The organism is Pseudomonas mucoides, from assembly GCF_015461845.1.
Taxonomy (GTDB): Bacteria; Pseudomonadota; Gammaproteobacteria; order Pseudomonadales; family Pseudomonadaceae; genus Aquipseudomonas; species Aquipseudomonas mucoides.
Genome location: NZ_JACOPW010000002.1, coordinates 847,198 through 866,905, shown reverse-complemented (window position 1 = coordinate 866,905; position 19,708 = coordinate 847,198). Strand labels below are relative to the sequence as shown.

19 protein-coding genes are annotated in these 19,708 nt (G+C 56.0%); 4 read left to right on the top strand and 15 right to left on the bottom strand.

What is annotated here, in order from left to right; all coding sequences use genetic code 11:
* Positions 1-160 precede the first annotated feature (160 nt).
* Positions 161-727: a DJ-1/PfpI family protein gene (locus tag H8F22_RS12645; protein WP_194940241.1), complete on the bottom strand. Its 567-nt coding sequence runs from the start codon at positions 725-727 to the stop codon at positions 161-163.
* Positions 728-863: 136 nt separating this feature from the next.
* Between H8F22_RS12645 and H8F22_RS12640 the strand changes: the two genes are divergently transcribed.
* The 3 genes from H8F22_RS12640 (at position 864) to H8F22_RS12630 (ending at position 3,152) form a co-directional block, all read left to right on the top strand.
* A complete protein-coding gene (locus H8F22_RS12640) occupies positions 864-1,484 on the top strand; it encodes a tyrosine-type recombinase/integrase (RefSeq protein WP_194940240.1) in 621 nt (206 codons plus the stop codon).
* Between the two features lie 307 nt (positions 1,485-1,791).
* On the top strand, positions 1,792-2,754 hold the full coding sequence (locus tag H8F22_RS12635; protein ID WP_194940239.1) for a hypothetical protein: 963 nt from the start codon (positions 1,792-1,794) through the stop codon (positions 2,752-2,754).
* Between the two features lie 200 nt (positions 2,755-2,954).
* Positions 2,955-3,152: a hypothetical protein gene (locus H8F22_RS12630; RefSeq protein WP_194940238.1), complete on the top strand. Its 198-nt coding sequence runs from the start codon at positions 2,955-2,957 to the stop codon at positions 3,150-3,152.
* A gap of 470 nt (positions 3,153-3,622) precedes the next feature.
* Here H8F22_RS12630 and H8F22_RS12625 read toward each other — a convergent pair whose 3' ends face one another.
* From H8F22_RS12625 to H8F22_RS12605, 5 genes are all read right to left on the bottom strand, one after another.
* Positions 3,623-4,585 (bottom strand): hypothetical protein, encoded by a 963-nt coding sequence (locus tag H8F22_RS12625; protein WP_194940237.1) that lies wholly within the window; start codon positions 4,583-4,585, stop codon positions 3,623-3,625.
* 357 nt (positions 4,586-4,942) lie between these two features.
* A complete protein-coding gene (gene tcuC, locus H8F22_RS12620; protein WP_027923556.1) occupies positions 4,943-6,244 on the bottom strand; it encodes an MFS transporter in 1,302 nt (433 codons plus the stop codon).
* Between the two features lie 47 nt (positions 6,245-6,291).
* On the bottom strand, positions 6,292-7,449 hold the full coding sequence (gene tcuB / locus H8F22_RS12615) for a tricarballylate utilization 4Fe-4S protein TcuB (protein ID WP_194940236.1): 1,158 nt from the start codon (positions 7,447-7,449) through the stop codon (positions 6,292-6,294).
* Positions 7,436-8,890: an FAD-dependent tricarballylate dehydrogenase TcuA gene (gene tcuA / locus H8F22_RS12610; RefSeq protein WP_194940235.1), complete on the bottom strand. Its 1,455-nt coding sequence runs from the start codon at positions 8,888-8,890 to the stop codon at positions 7,436-7,438. The genes tcuB and tcuA overlap by 14 nt, the downstream gene beginning before the upstream one ends.
* Before the next feature lie 167 nt (positions 8,891-9,057).
* On the bottom strand, positions 9,058-9,993 hold the full coding sequence (locus H8F22_RS12605) for a LysR family transcriptional regulator (RefSeq protein WP_027923559.1): 936 nt from the start codon (positions 9,991-9,993) through the stop codon (positions 9,058-9,060).
* Positions 9,994-10,460: 467 nt separating this feature from the next.
* On the opposite strand from H8F22_RS12605, the gene H8F22_RS12600 reads away from it, so the two are divergent.
* Positions 10,461-11,366, top strand: a complete 906-nt coding sequence (locus tag H8F22_RS12600) for a LysR family transcriptional regulator (RefSeq protein ID WP_194940234.1) — start codon at positions 10,461-10,463, stop codon at positions 11,364-11,366.
* Here the strand turns inward: H8F22_RS12600 and H8F22_RS12595 are convergent.
* The 9 genes from H8F22_RS12595 to H8F22_RS12555 all read right to left on the bottom strand — a co-directional run bounded on the left by H8F22_RS12595 (position 11,356) and on the right by H8F22_RS12555 (position 19,702).
* Positions 11,356-12,132, bottom strand: a complete 777-nt coding sequence (locus tag H8F22_RS12595) for a substrate-binding domain-containing protein (protein ID WP_027923561.1) — start codon at positions 12,130-12,132, stop codon at positions 11,356-11,358. The genes H8F22_RS12600 and H8F22_RS12595 overlap by 11 nt on opposite strands.
* Before the next feature lie 26 nt (positions 12,133-12,158).
* Positions 12,159-13,451 (bottom strand): MFS transporter, encoded by a 1,293-nt coding sequence (gene tcuC, locus H8F22_RS12590; protein WP_027923562.1) that lies wholly within the window; start codon positions 13,449-13,451, stop codon positions 12,159-12,161.
* A 475-nt stretch (positions 13,452-13,926) separates the two neighbouring features.
* Complete coding sequence (locus H8F22_RS12585) at positions 13,927-15,156, bottom strand: hypothetical protein (protein WP_194940233.1); 1,230 nt, start codon at positions 15,154-15,156, stop codon at positions 13,927-13,929.
* Between the two features lie 389 nt (positions 15,157-15,545).
* Positions 15,546-16,505, bottom strand: a complete 960-nt coding sequence (locus tag H8F22_RS12580) for a PDR/VanB family oxidoreductase (protein ID WP_027923564.1) — start codon at positions 16,503-16,505, stop codon at positions 15,546-15,548.
* 3 nt (positions 16,506-16,508) lie between these two features.
* Positions 16,509-16,946, bottom strand: a complete 438-nt coding sequence (locus tag H8F22_RS12575) for a Rid family hydrolase (protein WP_027923565.1) — start codon at positions 16,944-16,946, stop codon at positions 16,509-16,511.
* Entirely contained in the window at positions 16,943-17,977 is a 1,035-nt protein-coding gene (locus tag H8F22_RS12570; RefSeq protein WP_027923566.1) for an aromatic ring-hydroxylating oxygenase subunit alpha, read from the bottom strand. Before H8F22_RS12570 ends, H8F22_RS12575 begins: the two co-directional genes overlap by 4 nt.
* Before the next feature lie 21 nt (positions 17,978-17,998).
* A complete protein-coding gene (locus H8F22_RS12565; protein WP_027923567.1) occupies positions 17,999-18,226 on the bottom strand; it encodes a recombinase-like helix-turn-helix domain-containing protein in 228 nt (75 codons plus the stop codon).
* A 1-nt stretch (position 18,227) separates the two neighbouring features.
* Positions 18,228-18,545, bottom strand: a complete 318-nt coding sequence (locus H8F22_RS12560; protein WP_027923568.1) for a hypothetical protein — start codon at positions 18,543-18,545, stop codon at positions 18,228-18,230.
* A 14-nt stretch (positions 18,546-18,559) separates the two neighbouring features.
* The gene (locus H8F22_RS12555; RefSeq protein ID WP_027923569.1) at positions 18,560-19,702 is read right to left on the bottom strand and encodes an FAD-dependent monooxygenase; all 1,143 of its coding nucleotides are present in this window, start codon (positions 19,700-19,702) and stop codon (positions 18,560-18,562) included.
* Between the last annotated feature and the right edge of the window lie 6 nt (positions 19,703-19,708).

The window sequence follows — 19,708 nt, the reverse complement described above, 5'->3', positions numbered from 1 at the left end:
TGAATCAAGGGGGCGCAACAATGCGCCGTCTGCCACGAACACTTGCAATCCGTTGCGCTCGCAATCCCATTGATGACCTGTCTGGCGGAACAAGGATTCGACCGGGTCGGCCTGGTGACGCTGACGTGATCGACATCCAATCAGCGCCGGGACGACGCGATCACGCATGTTCCGCTGCCAACATTGACCTGAATTGGGAAATGCTCTCTGAAGATAGCCCGGCACTTTCAAACACTGCGCAGGTGAAGCTAACGGGGGCGGTGCCTGGAGCAGTAATGATGCGATCCGCCATCACCGCTATTGAGCTGCTTCGGTAAAGCGTGCAGCCTTGATAACTGACCGCATTCTGTAAGAAGTCAGCGCTGTTCGAGGTATGAGGAACCGTATCTAGAAGCCCGGCCCTCGCAAGTGCCAGCGTTCCTCCACAGATACCGGCAAGGGTTGCTCCACTTGAACGGCTGGCATGAAGAAAGTCTCGAATATCCGGCGCTTCTGCACTTTCCCAGACCATTCCTCCAATAACGACGACAACGTCCGGTTTCCAGTCCAGACATTGATGCAAGCTGCTGTCGACCGTTACAGCCAATCCACCTTGTGAACGAAACTCCCCCGTAGCAGGAGCGAAAAACCTAACGTCGATCCCGTAAAAAGGGGAGGCCGTACCCGCAATGAAAGCGTATTCCCAGTCCGCAAAACCGGGTGTCAGTATCAAACCCACGCGTGCCATCAGTCAGAATCCTCCATGAATACCCGTAACATATGACGAGAACAAACAGCCATCAAGGGCTGCTTCGGGTCGAATAGCGACTACGACGCACCGTGACTGAACCACCCTTGTCCTCCCTCAACCTGGAGGACAAGCCATGAACTCTAATGCTAAACATCGCCATCAGCCTTGGAACAAGGGAAAGCTCGTCGGGCAAAAGGCGCCGCTCCGAGTGAGAGATATCTGGGCTATCCGCGTAAGACTTCAGCTTGCTGAGAAGACACGAGATCTGGCGCTCTTCAACTTGGCTATCGACAGCAAACTGCGTGCCTGTGACTTAACCAAGCTGCGAGTCCGAGACATCGCCCATGGAGAGCATGTGTCGTCACGAGCCATCGTGATGCAGCAGAAAACCCATCACCCAGTGCAATTTGAAATCACTGAGCAAACTCGAACGGTGCTGGAGGCTTGGATGCATCAAGCCCACCTCCACAGCGAGGACTTCTTGTTCCCGAGCCGTTTGCACGACTCAGACCATCTCTCCACCAGACAGTACGCTCGAATAGTCAAAGCGTGGGTGACCGCCATTGGTCTTGACCCAACCATGTACGGTACTCACACGCTACGGCGAACCAAGGCATCGTTGATCTATCGCAGGACGAAGAGTCTGAGAGCCGTCCAACTCCTGCTTGGTCATACGAAGCTTGAAAGCACCGTCAGGTACTTGGGCATCGAGGTCGATGATGCCCTGGAAATGGCAGAGCAGACAGAAGTTTGACCATCCACTGCGACGGTCTACGCCAGACCGTCGCTATCCGACCCATTGCAGCCCTTCACGCCGGGCGGCAGCCGGCCAATAGCGGACAGCCGTGGGGTGAGTTAGAGATAATAATTCTGCCTCCTCTAATTCATTACGCTTTGATAGGGCTGCTTTATTGACAGATTCTTAAAACACTACTAAAGCTTTAGAGTCGGTCAAGTCTTCGCGTTGAAAGGATCTACTAGACCGCGCTAGTTTGAGCGAGAGCCTTCCGTATTAGTCTAAAGTATCCAATTAATAATTTTACAAATAGAAAGGGGGCATCATGGCTGTGGACATGGTTTCGGAAGAGTTGACCTTTTTCAAAGCTGCCACCACACGCATGCGCTGGCTCATCAATGCAGCTGTGCTTGTATCTGTACTGATTATATTGCACATATACTTGGCAAATTTCAGCCTCCAAAACCAGCAACTGCAAGGTATTTATTACAATCGCTTTGTTAATCAAATCACAATATTGCGAGTGTGTGAGGGCACAGTATTTAATGAATTAATTGTTCTTCCAGATAAAAATGAAGATGAGCGCGAAAAGATTAAAAACAAAATAATTAATGAAGACGAAGCCTGCGCGGGGGTATCAAATAAGGTGCGCAGATCGTTACTATCGACTCCATTCATGGAGGTTGTCAAGAAATTCTCGAGACTGGAGCGAGAATTAACAATAAACGAAAATACTTTGTACGGTGACAAGCTTCCTATACGGGTTATTCCTTTATTGAATATGAATGTCCCTGCTAACGACTTCGTCATTGTCATGGCTGTGATGTCGATGTTCATCGTTATTGGAATATGGATGAACCTTCGAGGCGTTCACGCCGCCCTCTCATCACTTTGTCTTCACGGGGATTTAGATGTCATCAAAGTGGCTCAGCTAAATACAGTGTTTCTCACCTATTCAGAAGTGGGTGGTAATACATTCGCCAAACGGATTCGTGCAATATCTATGTGGTTTCCATTTATAACGATCGCGACGGCAACTTTGATTGGGTATTGGCCACTATTGCAGAGTAGAATTATGGGTGCTGGAACTTATACCGGTTTGGACAGCTATGATGGCTCTGACCTAGTAATAGCAGTTTTTCTTTCTTTATCAATATTCGTGTCAGTCGTGCACTGCTGGACTGCATTTAAGTGCTATGAGGTAATTAAAGAAATCGATTCCATTTTTGAAGCTAAGTTGTACGTAAACATGCCAGTTTTTGGAGATAGGTCCTCCGAAGATGGTTAAGTAAGCGCCATTCAAATCAGTCCCCTTTAGATTTCGAATTGCGGCCAGTTTATCTGACGCATTGAGGGGCCGCTATTGGCCGACACCACACTGTCGGTACAGCGCCTCAAGGCCACGGGCATGACCCAAATCGAGGTCGCATCATCGCTGGGCAAGGGAATTGCCACAATCAAACGCAGTTGGATCAAGGAGATTGCGTGTTGAAATTCCTAAAAGGTCTGGTACTACTGCTGGTTGCGTTGATCCTGCTGGCAGTCCTGGGTGTCATTTGCCTGGGCGTGTACGAGCACTACCAGGAACAGGCAGGGAAACAGGCACTCATGGAGTGCGCGTTGGCCGAGCAGTTCCCGAAGGCCGGGTATGACTGCAAGATTCCGGGTTTGGGGAAAAGGCGTTAATGCCGATAACTAGGTATTTACACGCGCCGAAGGGCTTTCGTTATTCCGGTGGTACTTGCCGGTCACTGCGGTGGATGGCCCTGCACACGGCACCAATGAGCGTCACGACGCCGCCGCCCTAGCGAAGTTCGATAAGGTCAACGTGATGGGGCTGGTGGATGCCGAGCAGGGGCTCGACATTCTTATGGTTAATTGCACAGACTTACCCACCCATTTGCATTCGACCTGACAAGTCATTTGCATCGGATTTGACTAGCACGATGTCGTGGACATGACCGGCAGTAATCGACCCCTAGCTGACCTTCGCGAAAGGCCGCTAAGCGCCGCTTTATTTTAATAGCGCGGTGAGGGCACTCGATCTTGAGAGCAATCTCCTGCTCGCATAATTCAGGAGGCAGAAACATATCAAATATCGAAGACAACGAGACGCGTGAAGAATTTCTCGATTTGATGTTGAGCAAAAAATCAATTTAAAAACATTGGTGATATAATTTTTGGAAGAAATTAAGTGATTTTTCTTCTCGAATGCATTTTACCTGATTGATTATTTCAGAAGACGCGATAACTACTGGTTCGATATATCCGCCCGTATACCCAGTGCCTTCGAAATATTTTGCAGTGAAAGGACCGTCGTAATAAGCGTAGAAACCGTAGCCGCCTTTTTGGAATAGTCCATTTTCAGGGAGTTGTTCGTACGTTGGTAGGTAAAATATGGTGTCTACGACAAGGTGAGTGTGAAAGGCTATAATCTCGTGTGCTTCTTTCATCATGGGAGATAATGTCCAATGTTCTTTTTGAGGATCATCGATAACGAGAAATCCTTTGGGTCCAGGTTCCGGTGGGCTTGGAGCAACACGCGGGCATTTGCAAGCGGAGCAGGCTTTTTGAATCTCGAAATGTAGAAAAAACGTCTTATTTTCGTTTTCTGAAAGGAAATCTCTGAATTTTATAACATCAGTTAATTCATCAGGTGACATGTCGAATTTTGTTTTTCCTGTATTGCCGCAAGAAAGTGTTAATTCATATTTTGTTAGTTTTGTTGCTATAACTGATGATGCAAATTCTTCAAAGAAATATCCGGCTAGTATTAGTAGTAGTCCAATCGCGAATAGAGTGAAGGCTAATCCTCTTAGTCTGTAACCTACTATTATATCCCGCGCGGAAACGTTCGCGCCTGAGCCAATAGCGATACCGTCTTTAACGTAAATTGAGTTGGGCTGAACAGCCGGTTCATCGGTGATCGACGGAGGAGCATGTGCCTTTTCTTCCGTTTCTTTTTTTTGTGCGAATAAAGTGCGCTTTTTTTCAGATCGCTCAAGCAGATATCTAATTACAACCCATAACCCACCAGCTAACGTCGCCAATGCTCCGCCGATCCAATTGAGGATCAGTCGATTGTTCTCGTCTGCTAGAAAGAGGATTATTTTGTCCATGATCCTATCTCGTTCAACTGAGATTTGAAGGAGCATAGCCTCTTTAAGTGATCTTGGTCGCCTTTCTCTATCTACTTCCGACCGATCGCTGCCTGTCGCGAAGAGCAGCAACCGACCCGATATAGCCGGTCATGGGCCATACGAATAAGCACAAGTCAGATCTCGTACTCCGGTGTTAAATCGACCGCCTCTTGCGCTCTTGGAAAAGCAGCATCTCTGCTTCGGGCCCTTGATCGAGTGGAATCAAGGGCCACCTATTGAGAATTATTCGAAGAATCTGTCTATGCCCATTAAATGGGGTCTTTAGGCTGAATACTTCCCCGGATCGACGCGTGGTAAGCGTCGGCGATCGAAGAACTAAACGGTTCTGACGGCCAAAGGTTTGTGCCGACGATACAGAATCGTCGTCGCCGTGAACCCGCACACCGCCGCGAACATCAGCCAGTAGGCAGGTGATGCCTTATCGCCCGTGGCCTGGACAAGCAGTGTCGAGATTGCCGGGGTAAAACCGCCAAACACCGCGGTGGCCAAACTGAAGGCCAGTGAAAACCCGACGACCCGCACGTTCTGTGGCATGACTTCGGTCAGTGCCGCGACCATGGCGCCGTTGTAAATGCCAAAGAAGAATGAGAAGTACAGCAGAACAGTAAGCAGTCGTTCGAAACTCGCCGCCTCTGCCAGCCAGTGCATGGCGGGATAGGCGGTGAAGATGCACAGCAACGATATCGCCAGCAACAGTGGCCGACGGCCAATGCGGTCGGAGAGGGCGCCGCCGATGGGCAGCCAGATAAAGTTGCTGATACCGACCAGCAGTGTGACCGCCAGGCTGTCGGTGGTGCTCAGGTTCAGTACTGTCCTGCCAAACGTCGGTGTGTAGACCGTTATCAGGTAGAACGTGGTAGTGGTCATAGACGCCAGCAAACCGCCCGCCAGTACGGTGCGCCAGTTGTCACGCATCGAGCGAAACACTTCGCGAGTGGTTGGACGATGGCTGCGAGCAGTGAAGGCAGCAGTTTCTTCCAGTGAACGACGAATAATGAAAATGAACGGGATGATCACGCAGCCAATGAAGAACGGAATACGCCATCCCCAATCGGCGATTTCAGCGGCTTGCATCGTGGCATTGATCGTGTAGCCCAACGCGGCCGCGACGACGATCGCCACCTGTTGGCTGGCCGATTGCCAACTGGTGTAGAAACCGGTGTGCCCGGGGGTGGAAATTTCCGCCAGGTACACGGAAACACCGCCCATTTCCGCGCCAGCGGAGAAGCCCTGTAGCAGCCTGCCCAATAACACCAGAATGGGTGCCGCCACGCCGATGGCGGCATAGCCCGGCACCAAGGCGATCAATACGGTACCGGCGGCCATGATCGACAGCGTCACGATCAGCCCCTTGCGACGACCCACCTTGTCGATGTACGCGCCCAGCACAATGGCACCTAACGGACGCATCAGGAATCCGGAGCCGAATACCGCGAAGGTCATCATCAGCGAGGCAAACTCGCTAGTGGCTGGAAAGAAGGTCCGGGAGATGTAGGTCGCGTAGAACCCGAACAGAAAGAAGTCGAACTGCTCGAGAAAGTTACCGCTGGTGACCCGCAATATGGCGCCCAATTTGGACCCCTTGGCTCGGGTTGTTGCCGTTGTCGTTTTCATCATGGCTACCGTTATGCTCACTATTGTTTTTGGAATGAGTGCTTTAACCGTCAGTCGCTGCCGGCGTTGATCGGGTTGGGTTGACGCTTCTCGATGGCGTGTTTGAGCAGCGCTGCGCTGCGGAATATTCCATGGGCGAATTTGCTGTAGGGCATGGTCAAGAAAAACGCCATGACCAGGCCGAGATGAATCGCCAACATCAAGCCCAGGGCGCTGGTTTCACGCAAAGCCAGTAGCGCCAGGCCGCTTGCGCTGACCAGAAACAGCAGCGCGATGAAGCCGCGATCCATGGGTTTTTGGTTTTCATCGCCGTGCGCAGGGTTGCGACGCAGGTTCAGCCAAAGCAGACCCGCCGGGCCGATCAGCAGGCCGATGCCACCGGCAATACCCAACATCACCGGCAAGCTGAAGATCGGATAAGGCGCCGACCACTTCAGCAGATAGTGAAAGAGCGTGGCGATACCGGTGGCGGCGAAGCACAGCATGAAGCCGTAGAAGGTGAGGTGGTGGAATCGGCGTCGCCACAAGGTGAATTGATCGTCGGCATTGTTGCAGCCTTCGCCATGGCCGCCGTCCAGGTATTTGAGCTTCGCGACGTTGGCCGTAGCCTCCAATGCCGCGGACGTTTTCAACGGCAGTGGCGCTGCGACCGGTGAAACGTTGAGCCAGAAGCGCCGTACACCCAGGGTCAGTGCCAGTACCGCAAAGCCGAACACTGAGCCGAACATCAGCGCCAGGGTGTTATGCGGGAAAATCTGGTAGAAATTGCCCCCGGGAATGGCCGTGAACAGGTTGCCCATCAGCATCAGGGTCAGGCATAGAAACAAGGCCAGTCCCCCACCGGAAGCCAGTGCCAGGGTCAGGCCGTTGCGCTGATACAACCTGCCCATTACTTGCGGCCAGGCGTATTCGGCGTAGGTATCCAGGCGCACTTTGGCCATGGCTTTGGGTATGTTGACGTCGAATTCGTGTGGGGCGGCGTACTGACAGGCGTGCAGGCACGCGCCGCAGTTATGACACAAGTTCGCCAGGTAATGGATGTCGGCCTGAGTGAATTCCAGGCGCCGGGTCATCGCCGGAAATACCGCGCAAAAGCCTTCGCAATAACGGCAGCTATTGCAGATGGTCAACTGCCGCTGGACTTCACTTTCGTCAAGATTCAACACCGGGATCAACCCGCCCGACGCTTGGGGATCAAACAGTTGCATAGCGAGACTCCGTGTTTGCAGATGAAACGCCAAAGCCCACCGAAGCGGCCGCCTGTACACCGGCGATGCGGCCGAACGCGGTACCGATGGCCATGCCGATGCCGGCGGTGTAGCCCTTGCCCAGAACATTGCCGGCCATCATTTCTCCCGCGACGAACAGGTTGGGGCTCGCTTTGCCGTTGAAATGCACGGCAGCGGTTTCGTCGGTGGCGAGGCCGAGGTAGGTGAACGTGACACCCGGTTTAAGCGGGTAGGCGTAGAAAGGTGGTTTCACCAATGGCCGCGCCCAGTGGGTTTTGGCGGGCGTCAGTCCTTGGGTGTGGCAGTCGTCCAACGCCGTGTGATCGAACGTGCCAACGCGGCAGGCGTTGTTGTAGTCCTCGACAGTCTTGACGAATTTTTCTTCAGGCAGCTTCAACTGGCGGGCAAGGTCTTGCAAAGTAGTGGCGGTGGTTCCGGGAAAGACCGGCGGCATGAAGCGGCCGATGGCTTGTTGATCGATGATCGAATACGCCTGCTGACCGGGTTGTCCGGCCACCAGACGGCCCCAGATCGCATAACGTTTTGGCCAGAAATCCTCACCTTCGTCGTAGAAGCGTTCGCCATCACGATTGACCACCACACCCAGCGATACGCAGTCGATTCGGGTGCAGATGCCGCCGTCGTAGAGTGGCGCGCGGGCATCAATCGCGACCATGTGTGCTTGCGTCGGATCGCCAATCACATCTGCGCCCAGGTCGAGCATGCGCCGTAGCAAAATGCCGGTGTTGAATCGGGTGCCCCGGATCAGGAAATTGTCCGATGGCCATTCACCGCGTTCGTTCTGACCCCAGGCTTCGCGCAGCCATTCACGGTTGGATTCGAAGCCACCGGCCGCCAACACGCAGGCCCGGGCTTCAATGCGTTCTGCGGCGAAACGCTGACCATCGACCTCATGTTCGCCCACATGGGCGGCGACGAATTTACCGTCGTCCAACTCGATGTCGGTCACTTGCGTGTTGTAGCGAACTTTTACACCCAGGCGCTCGGCGCTGCGGAAATAGGCATTGACCAGCGCTTTGCCGCCGCCCATAAAAAATGCATTGGTCCGCGCCACGTGCAGCGCGCCGGACAGCGGTGGCTGAAAATGCACGCCGTGTGAACGCATCCAGTCGCGGCAAGAGGACGATGCCCGAATGGCAATGCGTGCAAGCTTTTCATCCGTGAGGCCACCGGTAACCTTCAACAGGTCTTGCCAGTATTCTTCTTCCGGATAGGCATCGATCAGCACGTCCTGCGGTTCGTCGTGCATGCACCGCAGGTTACGGGTGTGTTGGGAGTTGCCACCGCGCCAGATTTTCGGAGAGGCTTCCAGCAGCATCACGCTGGCGCCCGCTTCTCGCGCCATCAGAGCGGCGCACAAGGCAGCGTTGCCACCCCCTATGATTAAGACATCGATCATTATCGCTCCTCGATTTGCAAGGAGGCGGGAACGAAGTGCTCCTTGCGAGTGGGGAGAACGATAGGGTGAGCAAGGAGTGGCCGAAAGGCTGTGTTTGACGCGGGGTGTTTAGTTTTTCTAAAGGCTTTGTCGTCAGAAGAGACTAATGGGGCCGGGATGAGGAAGGATCAAGCGTCTACACCTTCTATCCATGTAGCTCCAGGCCACTGTTTGTCGACCACCAGCTGTCGTGCCACATCGACGATGACCAGACGCGTTGCCAGCGCCGCCGGAGAGAGTTCGTCGTCAGCCAGCGTCGCCAGAAGATTACGCCGGCCCACATGGGGATCGGCAATCCTGATCACTGAAAGTCCGGACCCGTCTTTCAATGCAGCGGCCGCCCCCGGTTGTATCGTTGCCGCATGACCTGCCCGAACGGCGTTCATCAAAACAGCGAGACCGTCGACTTCCATAATGACGTTGGGTGTTAGCCCGACCCGCTCGAACGCGCTCATCAATGCCGAGCGCAATCCATGTTGCGCGCTGGGCATCACCAGCGGCAGGCCGCCGAGGTCTGCTAACTGCACGCTATCACCAGAAGGCGCTTGAGGCAGGCTGGGCGAGGCAATGACAAACAGCTTTTCATCCAGCAGCGGAGTCACGCTCCAGCGTTTACCCCCTTCGAGCTGGAACAGGATGGCCAGATCAATTTGCCGTGCGTTGAGCTGCGCCGCCAAGTGGCCGGAAAGCATTTCCACCAAATGCAGTTGTATGTCCGGATAACGCGCACGCATTGCGTTGATCAACGGCAACGCGAGCACCGTTGCCGTAGTCGGCGGTAAACCGACGCTGACATAACCGCTCATTCGCCCGCGATGGGCGGCCATGATTGCGTTTTCCGCCTGGCGTAGCGTCAATTGGGCATGGTGTAAAAACGCAAATCCGGCGCTAGTGGGCGTCACGCCGGTAGAGGTTCGATTCAGGAGGCGGGTGCACAGTTCGCTTTCCAGCTTGGAGATTTGCTGACTGAGGGCTGACACACCAACGTCCAGTTCAAGTGCCGCACGCCCCAGACTGCCAAGCTCGATGATTTTTACGAAATAGCGCAGTTGTCTCAATTCCAATGTGGCGGCTCCTCGCGAATTTGTTATTCAAATACCTGAACGTTCGCCATACAAGTTGCGAAGCCCGAAGAGGCAGTATTCTCGCAGGTTTGGGCTGACCGTTGAGCGCGTGCGCGTTGTCGAGGATGGTAGCAGCTGACCCGAAGCTGTCTCGAGACTGTGGCCACCGACCCTGGATTTCATACCAGGGTGCCTTAGACGGCACTTCGATGGGTTGCTGCTTGTCGGTAAAGGTCGTGTCTAGCGGACCCAACGCTATAGATATCCAGTCTGCGTATTCACCCCGGCTTCGCGACCAGAACAGCGGCGAACCGCACTGGCGCCATATTGATGAATGCTTAGTGCTTGCTGATCGTTGCCAGCGCGTTTCGCACACTGTCTCCAACCCCACAGGAACCTACATTGTGGAATAATTTTTTACATTCATAGGATAAGCTGATCAATCTGTCTGATCCCGAGTGCGCACCATGGCCATAAACTTCGACCTCAACGACCTGCAAGCTTTTCGCGCCGTGGTCGAGCAGGGCAGTTTTCGCAAAGCCGCCGACACCGTGCGTATCTCTCAGCCTGCGCTGAGCCGGCGCATCGAAAAACTTGAGGACGCCCTCGGAGTACGATTGTTCGAACGCACTACACGCAAGGTCAGCTTGACTCAGGCCGGGCGCGGTTTCATGCCCAGCGTCGAGCGCTTGCTGGACGATCTGGACGTGGCGCTGCTGGGCATCAGCGAAGTCGCTTCGACCCGGCTAGGCCATGTCACGGTGGCCTGCGTGCCCTCGGCAGCGTATTACTTCATGCCGCGCGTGATCACCCATTACCACCGGCAGTTCCCGAGGATCAAAGTAAAAGTGCTCGACTCCAGCGCCCACGACGTACTCAGCGCCGTCGTCAATGGCGAAGCCGATTTCGGTCTGAGCTTCATGGGTACGCTGGAGACTGAAGTCGAGTTCGAGCCATTGGTGCAGGAAGGTTATGTACTGGCCTGTCGGCGCGATCATCCGTTGGCGGGTCGAACCAGCGTGACCTGGGATGAGTTCTATCAGCAGGATTACATCTCGCTGGACAAGACCTCGGGCAATCGCTTTTTGCTGGATCAGGCGCTGACCGGCATCGTGCCGCAACGGCAGAGCATCTGTGAAACCCGGCATGTGACGACGATGATCGGCTTGGTTGAAGCGGGGTTGGGGGTCGCTGCGGTGCCGCTGATGGCGATGCCGGCAGCGGATCACCCGATTCTGACGCGGGTACCGCTGACCGACCCGCAGGTGATGCGCAGTGTCGGCCTGATCAAGCGCCGGGGTCGCACGTTGACCCCGGCTGCGTTGGAACTGGAACGGCTGGTGGTGGAAATGAAAGTTCAGGTCAGCGACTGACCGAATCCAGCCCGGTGGCCTTGACATCCGGTTGAGCGGCCGAGGACGCCAAGTACTCCAGCAACGCCTTGGCTTCAGCCGGGTGTTGCGCGCCTACGGGAATGCCGGCAGCAAAACGCGTTACCGATTGCACCGACTCTGGAATCTTTGCCACAAAACTTACGCCCGGCACGGGCAGCAATTCGCTGACCTGCTGGAAGCCCAGTTGGTAGTCGCCGGTGGCAACCACCGAACCCACGGGGATTTTCGGGATCATCTTCGATTTGGGTTTGAGTTGGTCTTCAATGCCCAGGCGCTTGAACAACTGATCCTCGATGTACACGCCGCTGGCGCTATCGGAATAGGCGACGGACTTCGCGTCGAGCAAGGTTTTCTTCAGTCCGTCAACGGAGCTGATGTCCGGCTTCGTCGCGCCCTCACGCACTACGAGCCCGATTCGGGAATCGGCCAGTTCAACCCGTGAAGCGGGATCAACTTTGCCTTGCTTGATCAGGTCATCGAGGGCGTAGCCGACCATGATCACTACGTCAGCCTTCTCGCCACGGGCCAAGCGATTGGGGATCGCTTCCGGCGCCTTGCCCATCGATGGGCCAAGGGCGGTGTCCAGCGTGTTGCCGGTGGACGCGGCGAATTTCGGGCCGAGAACTTTGTAGGCCGCGGTGAAACCGCCGGAGGTCATCACGCGGATCTCTTCTGCCTGGGCGACGGAGCTCAGGCCGAGGCTGGCCACCAGGCCGAGGGCGGCGAAATTAAATAGTTTGTTCATGGTCGTGTTCTCACAAAAGGGCAGGTTCAAGACATCGCCGGTTGCAGGCGGCCGGTGGAGCGGCGGTAGAGATACAGCGTCGCGCACAAGGCACAGAGTGCGGCGAAACTCATCCAGTAACCGGGTGCGGCCTTGTCGCCGGTGTACTGGATCAGGAAGGTCGACATCGCCGGAGTGAAACCCCCGAACACTGCCGTGGCCAGGCTATACGCCAGTGAAAAGCCGGCAACACGGACTTCGACCGGCATGATTTCGGTGAGCGCCGCAATCATCGCGCCGTTGTACAAACCGTAAATGAACGACAACCACAGTAAGACCAACAGCATGTTGACGAAGCTTGGCGCGTTGACCAGATAAGTCAGCGCTGGATACGCCGTGGCGAGGGTTAACAGCGCCATGGCGATCAGCACTGGACGCCGACCGATGCGGTCAGACAATGCGCCGCCAATGGGTAACCAGAAGAAGTTCGAAACACCCACCAGCAGGGTCACCAATAACGCATCGGACGTACTCAGGTGCAGCACGGTTTTGCCGAAGGTTGGCGCGTACACGGTGATCAGGTAAAAAGCCGTGGTGGTGAGGGCGACCATCATCATCCCGGCGAACACGATGACCCAGTTCTGCGCGAGGGTGCGGAACACATCGCCCATACTCGGCCGATGTTTGCGCGCTTCGAACTCCTTTGTTTCTTCGAGGTTACGGCGCAGGAAAAAAATGAACGGCACGATCATGCAACCGACGAAAAACGGAATCCGCCAGCCCCAATCGGCAATCATTGCGGGCGCCATCCACTGATTCAACCCGTAACCCAAAGCCGCCGCGACGATAATTGCCACTTGCTGGCTGGCCGACTGCCAACTGGTGAAGAAACCTTTGTTGCCCGCCGTGGCGATCTCCGAGAGGTACACCGAGACGCCCCCCATTTCCGCACCGGCCGAGAAGCCTTGCAGCAAGCGACCGATCAGTACGATAGCGGGCGCAAATAACCCGATGGTTTCGTAACCGGGCACCAACACAATGAGAATCGTGCCGCTGGCCATAATCGACAGCGTCACGATCAACCCTTTGCGCCGACCCACATCGTCGATGTAAGCACCGAGTACCACCGCGCCCAACGGACGCATCAGGAAACCCGCGCCAAACACCGCGAAGGTCATCATCAAGGAGGCAAACTCACTACTGGCCGGGAAGAACACAGCCGCAATCTGCGTAGCGTAAAAACCGAAAAGGAAGAAATCGAACTGTTCGAGGAAGTTGCCCGAGGTAACCCGGAAAATGGCACTGGCGCGTGAACGCCCGGAAGGGTTTGATGTTGTCATTGACCTGTACTCCACCGCTTTTATGACGTGCGCTGCCTGGACGCGGCGCACGGTTCTTATTAGGGCGAATGGTGGAACAGGATGATCGATATGATAAGTGCATTGTTGGCATGCATTAATGCGTGAAACAGATCAATGCGAGCGAAGGAGAGGGTCGGTAAACGTAGAATCCGATCTCGTCGACGCGACTGCTAAACATGGGACTGGGGAAAAAGAGACAAGAGTAGGCTGGAGCTTACGAAGTCGTTTGCAAAATATCTATGGCCGATGTCGGTGCAAACGTCATCACCCTGCAGGTGACGGCCTCTAGCCGAAAAAAGACGTAGGCTGAGCGTTCGCTAATGGGCGAATTCTGCCGGTCGCGACCGGCAGTAAACGATCCAATGCAATCAGCCGAATCAGGACGTAGAGTTGCCGAAACATTACGTCTGCCGACGGATTTATCGCAGCCGTAACAGCGGCCATAAGGCAGGCATTAGAAGTAATACCCAATGTTGATATTGGTCCGGTAGTACCAGGTATTGCTGCCAACCGAACTGGTATTGGTAAAGCCCGTACCGTTTTCCGCGCCGCCATAGGGGTTGGCGTTTTTTGCCCAGGTCAGATCGACCCACGCCATGATCGGCATGGCCAGGAACTGTGCGCCGACAGTGTACATCTGCGAGTCGTCCCAACCGCTCTTGTCTTTCATCATGCGACTGTAGTCGTTGTAGAGCTTGATCTTCTTCAATTGCCCCAGTTTCGGCGTCGGGATGTCATAGCCGACGTTCAGCGAAGCAATGGTGGCCTTGGAGGCAATCAGATACGCGGGCGTCAGGCCGTTACCGCCCATCAGCACCGAGTCGTTGCTGACACCGGTAGGGTTTTTAGGGTCGTACTCGTAGCGAATGCCTTGGGTGGAGACGGTCCACGCGCCGGCGTTGAAGATGGCGTGGATACCGCCGGCCCAGTAATCGCCGTCGTCTTTGGTGGTGGCGTTGTAAAGCTGGGCGGTGGCCACCGACGCGCCGATTTCGGTTTTCCAGCCGTCATTAATAAAGGTCCGCGCGACCCGGGCGTTGATCTGGTTGTGTTTCTCGTTGTCCTGGCGCGACTGGGTGAAGGGGATCGCATTGTCCTTGAGGTCGGCGTAACGCCCGATTTCCGGCGAGTAGCGAATGTCGGAAGGCAACATGCGCGGGAAGTACCCCAGTTGCAGATCCCAGTCCTGATCCTTGTAGCTGTATTTCAGGCCTGTGCCGGCGCTGACGCCATAGCCCATGAAGAAGGGCAGGTGATAGCTCCAGCCAAATTGTGGATAGGGTTCCAGACCAAACGGTTTGAATGGAGCGCCCAGTTGCAGGTTTGAGTTGCTGTTCAGGCGGTAGCCGACGAAGCCCCGGTCGATGGAGCGTTTGCCGTCATCCTGAAACCAGTAGCCGACATCACTGTAGAGATTTTTGTAGGTCGCCTGTACGTCGACACGGAAGGTGTCGAAGAGAAAACGCCCGTTGTTTTCGGTGGTGTCCCAATGCTCGTCGCGGTAGTTGGTTCGCAGGGCACCACCGATGTCCAGACTGCTTTCGCCATCGTCGCTGCGCCAAGCGATATGCGGAAACGGCTTTTTACCGGTAGTCGATGTCACGGGCGCGGCGGGACCGGGTTCACCGGCGAAGCTCACGCAACTGCTCATCATCAGTCCCATACATATAAGGTAATGCTTCATGTTGACTCCGCTGCTCAATTGAACGCTACAAAGTGACTGGCAACACTTTTCCGTTCGCCTTAACAGTGGCGATGGGTGGATAACGGCGAGTGTTGCTTTGATTAAGTGCGTTTCTGTTTTTGTTGTTTTATGGGTAATACGGCGTATGGCCTATGAACTCAGGGTTACCTGAGCAGAAACTATGCCAACTGCCAAAAGTCTGTTGGGTGCTTAAAAACTCAATAAAAACAATTGTTTATATGGGAAACATATTTGTTTGTATTGCCCATGAAACAGGCGCGTCGAGGGGTAACGAAACTGCACGTTCAGTGTGCGTTTTTTATTTCACGCGCATAAAAAAGGCCGACATATCTGTCGGCCTGTTTAACCCTGGAAACTTGATACTCGCGTTATAGATCCAGTACCAATCGCCGACTCTTGCAACCCGACACACACACCATCATGGATTTGTTGGCCGCACGTTCGGCTTTGGTCAGCACGCCGTCCCGGTGGTCGACATCACCTTCCAGTACGCGTGTTTCGCACGACCCGCAGACCCCTTCGCGACAGCTGTACTCGATGTCGCAACCCGCCTCAAGCAGTACGTCGAGCAAACTCAAACCCGGCTCGATCGACAGTGTCTTGCCGGTTTTTTTCAGCTCGACGCTGTAGCTGCTCTGCGCGTCTTCAGACGGCGGCAGTTCTGCCGCCGTGAAACGCTCGATATGCGCATGAGGGTAACCGAGGCCTTCGCAGGTACTTTCGAAAGCATCGAGCATCGGCGTCGGGCCGCAGCAATAGAAGTGCGTATCGCTCGGCTGACCCGCCAGGTAGGCGCTCAGGTCTGGCGGCATGCCCTTTTCATCGTTGAAGTGATAGACGACTTTGGCACTCAAGCCGCTGAGTTCCTCAACCAGCGCGGCTTCCTGTCGCGAGCGGGCGCAGTAGATCAACTCGGCGGATTTTCCCAGCGCCAGCAGTTGCCGGAACATGCAGTAGATCGGCGTGATACCGATACCGCCAGCCACCAGCACGCTATGTCTGGCACTGAGGTCGAGCTGGAAATTATTGCGCGGCGACGAGATTGGCAGTTGCATGCCGACCCGCAGCTGCGCATGCACAAATTCCGAGCCGCCACGGCTGTTGCGATCTCGCAGAATGCCGATCACATAACGGCCTTGATCGCTTGGCGAGTTGAGCAGTGAATAACTGCGCACCAGTCCGTTGGGTAAGTGCAAATCGATGTGCGAGCCGGCTTCAAACGGGGCGAACACCGTGTCGCCAAACGGCCGCAACTCGACGCTGATGATGCCTTCGGCTTCGTAGCGCAGTGTGTGCACGCGAGCGGTGAGGGGGGAGGAATGGGACATCGGTCACCTCTTTTCGACAGTACGCAAATCGAGATCGAGACGCGCGCCGGCCTCGATCTCCACCCGCAGTTCGGGAAACACCAGCGCGCTCACTTCAACCAGCGTGGAGGTAGGAAAAACCGCCTGACCTTCGAAGAAGTCACGCCGTGCGCGACCCACTTCGTCCTTGTCGGCGATCTCGGTGACATACACCGTCAGCCGGTAAATGTTGCCGATATGCCCACCCGCCGCCTCGACCAACGCCCGGACTTTGTTCAACACGACCAGTGTCTGGGCGTAGGCATCGAGCGGCGCGTCTGCCACAACGGCCAGGCGTGTAGCGGGATGGCCGGTCATGCCGGACATCACCACTTCATTGCCGATCAGCAAGGCATTCGACCAGGTGGCGCTGGCCGGCTCGATCAACGAGCCGGCCTGAACACGTTGCACGGCTGCGTTCATGGCACCTGCTTCGCGTCGATCAGCTCCAGTTGGGCCTTGGCCGCGTTTTTCAGGTAGCGACGCAGACGCACCACACCCAAGTCATGCTGGTAGAGGTTTTCCCGCTGGTTGGCGTCCGGTTCCATGAACTCGAGCAGCACCCGGTCCTGTTCCAGCACTGCCCAGTGGCGTGCTTCCAGGCGGTTTTTGTAGAGGAAACGCCAGGTATCGCGCTGCCAGCCGGTCAGTGGACGGCAACGCCAGTGGAACACCGCGGACAAGGAGCGGCTGCTCGGCGTGTAGCTGCCGATGATGGTGAAGTTGCCGCCCGGGCCGCCGGTTTTCGGATAGGGGATTTCCAGGCGCAGCCAGTGGCAGCCGTTATCCATGAACTCGGTCCAGTCGAAATTCACCCCGCGCTGGCCTTCTTTCTCGAAGAAGAAACCGTTGTCGGTGTCGCGGGTGACGAACTTGGCGGTGGCTTCGCCTTCGCTCATGGAGTGCGACATCTTGTGCAGGTAGGTGCCGTGCATCGGGTCCATGACGTTGTCGATGACGTAGCGATAATCGCCTTTCCATTCTGTGTAGCAGAGGAAGCTGCTCCATTCGGGGGAGGTCAGTTGCTCTGGCAGGACCAGCTCCGGAGGGGTGTCCACGTGCGGATCTGCAGCGTTGTACAGAAAGATCGCGCCAGCGGCTTCACGGGTGTGAAACATGCGTGTCGGGCGGCTGCCTTCAAGCTTGCAACCAGGGCTGCCGGGGACTTTGGTGACGGTGCCGTCACAGCGCACTTCGACGCCGTGATAAGGGCATTGCAGACGGTCACCCAGCACCGGTCCCTGGGACAGCGGCGCGCCGCGATGAGGGCAATGATCTTCAAGGGCATGGACGCTGCCGTCATTGTCGCGCCACAGGGCGATTTTGTAGCCCAGACGGCGAATTGACACCGGTTTTTCGCCCAATTGATCGGAGGGCAGGACCGGGAACCAAAGGTTTTTCAACCCGTTGGCCAAGAGGTTTTCAGCTGGATCGACGGTTGTATTCATGTTCATTTCTTATTGTCCTCCGGCGGGTCATTCGCCCAGCCGAGCCATCAGGGTTTTATAGGCGTCTGCTGTCCACTCTCCGGTGGTCAGCGGGCAGGGCGGCCCGGCCAGATTCAGGTGCGCGAGCAGATCGGGCAATTCGGTCACTCCGTTGCCGAAGGCGCGCTCGATGGAGTCGCCGAGCAACTCTTCGAACTGGGTGTTCGGACGTTTGCGGGCCTGATGGGGCTCCAGGTAGGGTTCGGTATTGCTCATCTCATTGATCTCCGTTACGTACCCGTTCGCGGATCATTTCGCGCACGGGAATAAAGTCATACGTCGGGAAAACTTCGGTGCTGAACACGCCCCAGGCCGACCGTTCGAGCTCGACGTTGAGGGTCGGCAGCAGACTCGGCGGCAACCGCAGGGTGACGATCTGGCCCAGGCCCATGGCCACGGTCCAGGACACCACCTCGACGCCTTGCGGGGGAAACCGTTCCCACCAGTCCTGCTGCTTCATGTGCCGCTGAATGTCTTCCAGGTTCTTTGATTGGTCGTGCTTGAGCAGTACGGTCACCAGCAAGGATTCGCTCATGGCTGCGGTCCTGCTCACGCCACGTTCGGCATCGGCACGGCCCAGGCGTCATAGCCATAAACCCAGTCGGCGTTACCGCCGTCCTTGAGCCATTGGTTGCCGCGCGAGCCGATCTGGATCTGGCTGGTGCGTTGCAACCGCGCCTGCTGATAAGCCTGCAGGGCATCGGCGATTTGCGCGGTGCCGGTCAGGTCTTGCAAATGGCGAGCGAGCACCACCGCATCTTCGATCGCCTGGCCGGCGCCCTGAGCCATGAACGGCATCATCGGATGGCAGGCATCGCCCAGCAGCGTCATCGCCCCTTTGGACCAGAACGGTAGCGGATCGCGTTCATACAGCGCGGTCTTGAGCACCTCGTTGCACGCATCCAACAGAGCGCGAGCATCCGGGTGGAAGTCCTGATAATGGCTACGCAACTCGTCGGCATCGCCGGCGCTGGTCCAGGACTCTTCATGCCAGCTGTCTTGAGCGGTGGTAGCGAAGATGAAAATGTCCCGACCCTGGTTCAGCGGAAACGTCACGATCTGGCTTTCCGGCGTCGGGCCCCACCATTTAGTGAACGCCTGAATGTTCGGCACATGGGCCACGCGTTCGGCAGGTACGACGGCGCGGTAAGCGACCACTCCGGTAAAGCGCGGTTGCTCATCACCGAACAGCGCATTACGCACTACCGAATGGATGCCATCCGCACCGATCAACAGATCGGTGAAGTGACGGCTGCCATCCTTGAAGCGCAACTCGATGCCGTCGGCGGTTTGCACGACGTGGTCGGCGCGTTTGCCAAACTGCACCTGTTCTGGTGGAAAGACGTCCGCCAGCGCGGCCAGCAGATCGGCGCGGTGAATGGTCAGTTGCGGTGCACCGTATTTCTGTTCGGCGGCATCGGACATTTCCAGGCGCGAGGTTTCCTCGCCGCTGTCCCACAGGCGACTGATCCGGTGCGTTGGACGAGCGGCCGGAATGCGCACGGCGGCGCCCACCCCAAGACCATCCAGAGCACGCACGGCATTAGGGGTCAGGTTGATATCGGCACCGACCCGCAAAAAGGCTTTCGACTGTTCGAATACGGTGACGTTATGGCCTGCGCGATGCAGGGCGATGGCGGCGGTCAGGCCGCCGATTCCGGCACCGGCGATAGCGATATTCAGCGAAGACATGGACGA